The 7,111-nt window shown below is 58.8% G+C and carries 7 protein-coding genes and 1 pseudogene; 5 read left to right on the top strand and 3 right to left on the bottom strand.

The window, feature by feature from the left end:
• Positions 1-207 precede the first annotated feature (207 nt).
• Together JWR14_RS25450 and JWR14_RS25445 are read left to right on the top strand one after the other, a co-directional pair.
• The gene (locus JWR14_RS25450) at positions 208-579 is read left to right on the top strand and encodes a hypothetical protein (protein WP_299713846.1); all 372 of its coding nucleotides are present in this window, start codon (positions 208-210) and stop codon (positions 577-579) included.
• Positions 580-588: 9 nt separating this feature from the next.
• On the top strand, positions 589-1,017 hold the full coding sequence (locus tag JWR14_RS25445) for a hypothetical protein (RefSeq protein WP_299713844.1): 429 nt from the start codon (positions 589-591) through the stop codon (positions 1,015-1,017).
• A 78-nt stretch (positions 1,018-1,095) separates the two neighbouring features.
• On the opposite strand, the gene dapA is transcribed toward JWR14_RS25445, so the two are convergent.
• Together dapA and JWR14_RS25435 are read right to left on the bottom strand one after the other, a co-directional pair.
• Entirely contained in the window at positions 1,096-1,953 is an 858-nt protein-coding gene (gene dapA / locus JWR14_RS25440; protein ID WP_299713841.1) for a 4-hydroxy-tetrahydrodipicolinate synthase, read from the bottom strand.
• A gap of 277 nt (positions 1,954-2,230) precedes the next feature.
• Positions 2,231-3,130: a DMT family transporter gene (locus tag JWR14_RS25435; RefSeq protein ID WP_299713839.1), complete on the bottom strand. Its 900-nt coding sequence runs from the start codon at positions 3,128-3,130 to the stop codon at positions 2,231-2,233.
• Positions 3,131-3,250: 120 nt separating this feature from the next.
• Here JWR14_RS25435 and JWR14_RS25430 point away from each other — a divergent pair, with 120 nt between their 5' ends.
• Positions 3,251-3,724 carry an Lrp/AsnC family transcriptional regulator gene (locus JWR14_RS25430; RefSeq protein ID WP_299713836.1) on the top strand — a complete coding sequence of 158 codons (474 nt, stop codon included), beginning with the start codon at positions 3,251-3,253 and terminating at the stop codon, positions 3,722-3,724.
• Here the strand turns inward: JWR14_RS25430 and JWR14_RS25425 are convergent.
• Positions 3,707-4,639, bottom strand: coding sequence for a LysR substrate-binding domain-containing protein (locus tag JWR14_RS25425; protein ID WP_299713834.1), 933 nt, complete (start codon positions 4,637-4,639; stop codon positions 3,707-3,709). The two genes, JWR14_RS25430 and JWR14_RS25425, sit on opposite strands and share 18 nt — an antisense overlap.
• A 144-nt stretch (positions 4,640-4,783) precedes the next feature.
• Between JWR14_RS25425 and JWR14_RS25420 the strand changes: the two genes are divergently transcribed.
• Together JWR14_RS25420 and JWR14_RS25415 are read left to right on the top strand one after the other, a co-directional pair.
• Entirely contained in the window at positions 4,784-5,965 is a 1,182-nt protein-coding gene (locus JWR14_RS25420) for a M20 aminoacylase family protein (RefSeq protein WP_299713831.1), read from the top strand.
• A gap of 64 nt (positions 5,966-6,029) precedes the next feature.
• Positions 6,030-7,111: pseudogene (locus JWR14_RS25415) on the top strand (MFS transporter); the annotation flags it as partial.

The following is a 7,111-nucleotide window of genomic DNA, read 5'->3' as shown; positions in this document are numbered from 1 at the left end:
GGATGCTCTTCGATTCGAGAAACTCTACATTAGCGGACCCAAGCGTCTCCAGCTTACGTTTAATACCGCGCCCTCGCGCCAATGTCCCCATTTATCTTTCTAGCCGGGTACCATTGAATAGAATTGAATAACAATGAATTGACTCGAATGCTGCTCATGCAGCACGAAGACCAGGCGGTCCGCGATCATATCCATGGGAGTCTGCTAATGAGTCTTCAGGAAATAAAACGAGCGAGCGTAAGCACCGCTTGTGCTCTTCTTTGCGTGTGCGCAACAGCAACAGCCCAGGCTCAATCAGCCAGCAGTGCGGTCGCGGCGTCCGGGCGAACGGAAGATGTGGCGCCGGTCAGTATCGTGGTGACGCCCGGTTTCACTGGCGACGATCCGGTTGCCGTCCGGGACGCGTTGGCACGCAAATTCACCGACAGCAAAGCGCGCACGTTCGCGCATCGCGTAGAAGACCTGATTGGCGATGCGTTGCCAAAGACGCTCCACAACTCCGCGCTAACGGACGCCAAGCTAAGCCGCGATCTCGCGTTCGTGGTCCCCGCGCCGTTTGGCATTCGCTACCGGTCGTAGGTCCGCGTAATGACGGTCGACGTGGGTCTGTCGGATAACGATCACCCCAATACGATCGTTCTCAAGAAGACGATCACTGGCCCGCGTGGCCGGAAGCTGGTGGTTGAATCCGAAGCGAAATCCAAGGGCTATATACAGAACATCGATATCGTCGAACTGGATCCCGTCAACAAGCATAAAAAGACGACGGTGCACGGACGCTTCGTTTTGTCGCCGGAAGCGTTTGCCGAGGAAGACGGCGACCTCGCGCTCGTGTTGATCTGTCGCGTGGTGCCGCCGTATCTGACGCAAACCAAAGACCACACCGACCCGAGCAACGAGGAGCCCACCGACATCACTACTCGCACGGCAACGCTGCACGCGAACGTCGGCGATATCTGGCTGATCAATCGCGAGAAGGGCATCGTGCTGGCTAAGGGACTGCATTTGGTCAAATAAGCGCGGTGGGATCTTCACGGGTTTTATGAGCCGCTTTATAACCCGCTTTATAACCGTTAGACACCGCGCTGATTTCTCTTAGCTCAACAGCAACGCTTCGAGCTGAACACGAAGCCGGTCAGTCGCTGGCGTCATCGGCGCACGCAGTTCTTGGCGAATCATTCCCATGACATCGAGCGCACATTTCACGGGTGCCGGATTAGGCTCGGATACGAGCGCTTGTATCAGTGGCGCCAACCGATGAAACTGTGCACGCCCTTTATCAATACTCCCAGCCTTGATGTCGTTATAAACCGCAACGAATTCAGCCGCGCGCACATGCGCACTCGCTGCGATCGCACCGTGACCGCCAAGACACAGTGTGCTGAACATATTCAGGTCTTCACCCGCCAGCACTGACAAACGTCCATCGAGGATCAGCGCGAGCGTCGTTTCAAGCGATCCGGCGCAATCCTTGATCGCGTGAATGTTCGGATGACCCGCCAGCGTCAACAGGGTCGCGAGGTCCAAGCGCACACCCGTTCGATACGGAATGTCATAGACAAGCAGAGGAACCGCGCTGGTATCGGCGAGCGTGGTGAAGTGACCTATCAAGCCAGCCTGCGAGGGTCGAACATAATAAGGCGCAGGAACCAGCAAACCGGCAATGGGCAATTCATTCAAGCGCAGAGCGCGCTCGCGAAGCTCCACGGCATTATTCCCAGCAAGTCCCACTACAACCGGAAGATGCGCGGCTTCATCGAGGATGGTGGTCAGCACCTCTGCTTGCTCACCGTAATCGAGCGACGAAGGTTCACCCGTTGTTCCCAACGCAACAAACCCTGCTACCTTGGCTTCGATGTAAGACCTCACCAGACTTCGCAGCGCGTCGTGATCGACTCGGCCGTTTTCAAACGGCGTGACCAGCGGAATCCAGATACCAGAAAAAATCGACATTCCATACTCTCCTGTTTGACCGATAAAAACCGTCAGGGTGTCGGAGAACAGGGTTGAGATTGAACAGCCGCGTCAGTTCCGTCACACCTGACGGAACAGCGCTCCGGTCAGATGAGCGACGGTTTTTTGCTTTTGGAACCCGCGTGCGCAAGTGGTCGGATCACGTTGAAGTGATCTCGGGCCATGCGCGCAGTGTCGTGATGCGAGTTCATGAAGAATAGTGACCGTGACAGCCTGGTGGATGTGTTCGCTGAATGAAAAAACGCTTGATAAATGACTACTCGAAAGCCGTGCGTTTTTGCGGCATGAGTTCCCAACCTAAGGTCGTTCCCGCAGCCGCTAGCAGAATTAGCACGGCACCAACAATCTGAAGCCATCCTAAGCGTTGTCCGAACGCAACCCGATCCACAATGATCGCCACGACCGGATAGATGAAGGACAACGCGCCCGTCACCGCGGTCGGCAATTTCTGAATGGCGCCATAAAGCAGCACATACATGATGCCGGTATTGACCACGCCAAGCACGACGAGGTCCGCCCAGTGATTCGGCGTAGCAGGCAGATGCTGGAAATCGACGAACGGCGCAAGCACGATGATGCCAAGCGCCACGTGCAACAACGCAATCAAATGGGGCGGCGTTCCCTTGAGCTGCTTGGTTACGATCGAACAGATCGTATAGAGAAATGCCGCGCCGAGCGCATAGCCAATCCCTTCTACATATTCACCGGGCTTGGCCAGCACCGCAGGCTCCACGCGCACGACCAGCGCGAGGCCTACAAACGCGACACTGAGCCAGAGAATCGTACGCAGGGTAATCCGTTCCCGAAACACCACCGCGCCAAGCAGGACGAGCATGAACGGCTGGGTGTTATAGACCGTGGTCGCCATCGATATGGAAGCTCGCGAATAAGCCGCAAACAGCAGCACCCAGTTGCCGACAATCGTGACACTGCCGAGTGCAACCAGTCCAAGCATGCGCCACGAAAACAAGCTTTTGCGCAGCATCCCTTTTAACGCACAGATCAGGAGCAGCGTCGCCGCGCCAAACACGCAACGGATAAACACCACGTTCAGCGGCGTTTGTTGCGACGACACGACGAGCCAGCCGACCGTGCCGGAGATCAGCATCGCTACACTCATTTCCACGCAGCCAACGCGCATTTCTCTCGAGTTCATCGCCTCGCCTTTCATGTGGTGCCAGTTCAATCTGTCTACTTAGTCTAGTAGGGCCGCAAGCTTGATTCCATGTGTAAAATGAGCGGACATCGACGTTTTAACTTCAAATCGAAGGTCCATTTGAAGAATCGCCTTTCTTCCCCGCCGGGTCCAGTCTTACTCGACCAGACCGATCGCGAATTGCTAGCCGTTCTATCCGAAGACGGCCGTATCGCAATGAGCGAACTCGCGCGCCAGATTGGCTTGTCCGCGCCAAGCACTGCCGAGCGCGTGCGCCAGTTGGAAGCGCGTGGCGTGATCCAGGGCTTCGGGGTCAAGCTCGACCCGCGCGCACTGGGATACACGCTTCAGGCCATCGTTCGAGTCAAGCCTCTGCCGGGTCAACTGCACCTGGTGGAAGAAGCCATCCGGCGCATTCCCGAATTCGTAGAATGCGACAAGGTCACTGGCGACGACTGTTTTGTCTGTCGACTCTTTCTCAAGACCATCGAACAACTCGACGAGATTCTGTCGAAGGTCGCAGAGCGGGCCGAGACAAGCACGGCGATCATCAAGTCAACGCCTGTCGAACGCCGCTTACCGCCCCTGGATTGAGCGGCGCGGCGGGACGTTCAACTTAAGCGACGTTACTGCGTCCTGCAAACAATCCAGCAGCAACGAAGCGGCCGGCGTCAGCGGACTGTCGCGGCGGGTCACTACGCCAATTGCTATCGGCGGCGGCAGGTTGACTATGGGCAACACGGCAATACCCTCGCGCACCCACGGTTGGTCCAGCAAAGGCTCGGGCAACAAGGCAACGGTATCCGAGCCGCGCAGCAACCCGTGCGCAATCACAAAGCTCGGACACTCGATAATTTTTTGCGGCACCGGCAAACTGCTCGCGGCAAAGAAATCGAGCAGGCCACGTGTCGAGCTTTCTGGCGACGGATTCAGCAACCATTCCGCATCGACGAGTTCAGCCAGCGACGTACAGTGCGCCAGCGGATGATCTTGCCGCGCCACGACCACCGAGCTGATCTTGTATAGCTCGATGTAATCGAATCCGGGATCCAGGTGCTGCGGCACGACCACCGCCACCACGAAATCAAGTGACCCGTCGCGCAAACGCGGCAATGCGACGCCCGGAAATCCTTCGATAAAACTCACGCGCGCAAGCGGCATCTTCTTTCGAAACGCGCTGAACGCTTTCGGCAGGATCGACAACGCGGCGGTCGGCGTAACGGCAGCCGCCACGCTGCCGGTCACCGCGCCTTTCATATGTTCGATGTCGTCTTCCGCGCGGCGCATCTCGCTCACCACCATCTGCGCCCGAATCCTCAACTGCGAGCCGAAGGCCGTTAACTGCACGCCGCGCGCCGTACGCAAAACCAGCGGCACCCCCAGGTCCTGTTCGAGTTCTTTTAACGCCTTCGTCAATGCCGCCTGCGACAGATGCAAGCTGCGCGCCGCCGCGCGAATGCTGCCCTGCTCGGCCACGGTGAGGAACGCGCGCAACTGATGGTATTTCATTGGAAATTGGAGGGTTAATACCGACAACTAATGGTAGTCACAAATTAAATTAACTGTCTTTTGGTTTTCTTTGTGACTTTATATGCTTGACCGGAAGCAGTCACGCTGAAATATCGAAACGTATTAAGGATTAAGGAGTTAGTCATGCTGTCAGTCGATCCCGTCATTCCCGGAATAGCAGCCATTGCACCGGACCTCATCGCCGTGCGGCGCCAGATCCACGCCAATCCGGAACTTGCGTTCCAAGAGCGGGCGACCAGCGACCTCGTCGCCAGCCTGCTCACGCAATGGGGCTACGAAGTGACACGCGGCCTCGGCAAGACGGGCGTGGTCGGCGTGCTGAAACTAGGCAGCGGCAGCCGGCGCATTGGCCTGCGCGCCGACATGGACGCGTTGCCCATTGAGGAGGCGACCGGCCTTCCCTACACCAGCGCGGTACCGAAGACCATGCACGCCTGCGGTCACGACGGCCACACCGCGATGCTCCTGTGCGCAGCCCGTTATCTGGCGGAAAGCCGGCAGTTTTCCGGCACGCTGACGCTGATCTTCCAGCCGGCTGAAGAAAGCTACGGCGGCGCACGCGCGATGATTCAAGACGGCCTGTTCGAGCAGTTTCCGTGTGACGCCGTGTTCGGCCTGCACAACATGCCGGGCTACGAAACTGGTGGCATGAACTTCTGCACCGGCCCCGCGATGGCTTCAGCCGACCGCGCGAGCATCGTGCTGCGCGGCTTGGGCGGCCACGGCGCGCTGCCACATCTGTCGCGCGATCCCATGCCCGCGGTGGCAGGCATTATCCTCGCGCTGCAAAGCATTGTGGCCCGGGAAATCGATTCGCAGAAGTCGGCGGTGATCTCGGTCGGCAGCGTGAAAGCCGGCGATACCTTCAACGTCATTCCTCAAACCGCCGAGATGAAACTGTCGATCCGTGCGCTCGATCCCACGGTTCGCGATCTCTTGCGCAAACGCATTACGGCCCTCGTGCATGCGCAAGCGGCGTCGTTCGGGGTGGAGGCGGAGATCGACTACGAATGGGGTTATCCCGTGCTCGTGAATCACGCGGAACCTACCGCGTTCGCCGCCGAAGTCGCGCAGAAGATGCTCGGTACGCAACGCGTGGATACGCAGGCGCATCCGCTCATGGGCAGCGAGGACTTTGCGTACATGGCCGAAGTCGTGCCCGCTGCGTATGCGTGGATCGGCAATGGCGTCGAGGGCAAGGGAAGCTGCATGGTCCACAACCCAGGCTACGACTTCAACGACGACATTCTCGCGATCGGCGCGAGCTACTGGGTGCGCCTGACCGAAGCGTACCTGGCTGACTGAGCCAGTCGAACCTCGTTTCAAACCCGCTTTCACCCGCAGCACGTACCGCGTTTCGAGAGAAGACATGAGCATTCCGACCGTATCAAGCCTCAACGCTGCGCCCGGAGCGACGCTGGGTCAGCGCAAACAGAGCCGCGCGCGGCTTGTGACTGCGGCAGCAGTGGGCAATGCACTCGAGTTCTACGACTTCACGGTCTATGGATTCTTCGCATTGCTAATCGGCAAGCTCTTCTTTCCCGTCCACGATCCGGTCGGGCAGTTGTTGCTCGCAGTCGCAAGCTTCGGTGTCGGCTTTTTCACGCGGCCCGTGGGCGGGCTTGTGATCGGTATGTACGCAGACCGTGCCGGACGCAAGAAGGCGATGGTGCTCACGCTCGGACTCATGGCAATCGGCACGGCGATGATCGCCGTCGCGCCGACCTACGGACAAGCGGGATTCGTAGGACCCGTCATCCTGGTGATCGCGCGGCTGATTCAGGGCTTTTCGGCAGGCGGCGAAGTGGGGGCATCGACTACGCTGTTGCTCGAACAAGCGCCGCCGAACCGGCGCGGCCTGTATGCGTCGTGGCAGTTCGCGAGCCAGGGGCTGGCGGCGCTTGCGGGTGCATTGACCGGGGTCGCGCTGACAGCATCGCTTACGACCGCGCAACTCGAAAGTTGGGGATGGCGCGTGCCGTTCCTCATCGGCACGCTGATCGTGCCGGTCGGCTGGTGGTTGCGCCAGACGCTCGAAGAAGAGCCCATGCACGCGCCAAACGCGCCCAAGCTGAAAGCGCCGAAGCTGCCTCTTCTCGATGTACTCCGCGATCACCGGCGCGCCGTGCTGATGGGCTTGGGACTCACGATTGCCGGGACATCGGCGCATTTCATCATCGTGTTCTATCTGTCGATCTACGCCGTCAAGACGCTCAGCCTGCCGCCTGGAATTGCGATGCTGTCAGGCTGTGTATCGGGCGCGATTATTTTTGTGCTCGCGCTGGTCGGTCGATAATTGACCGACCGCTTCGGACGTAACTTGATCGCGCAAGGCTCGCGCGTGGTGCTGCTGCTCGCGATCTATCCAGCCTTCGTTGCATTGAACCGATGGCCCACGACCAGCACACTGCTCACGGTTGTCACGCTTCTTTCGTCGGTGCACGCAATCAA

This window comes from Caballeronia sp., assembly GCF_028292365.1.
GTDB lineage: Bacteria > Pseudomonadota > Gammaproteobacteria > Burkholderiales > Burkholderiaceae > Caballeronia.
Note: the sequence above shows the minus strand (reverse complement) of the source record. Positions and strands in the feature narration are given on the sequence as shown.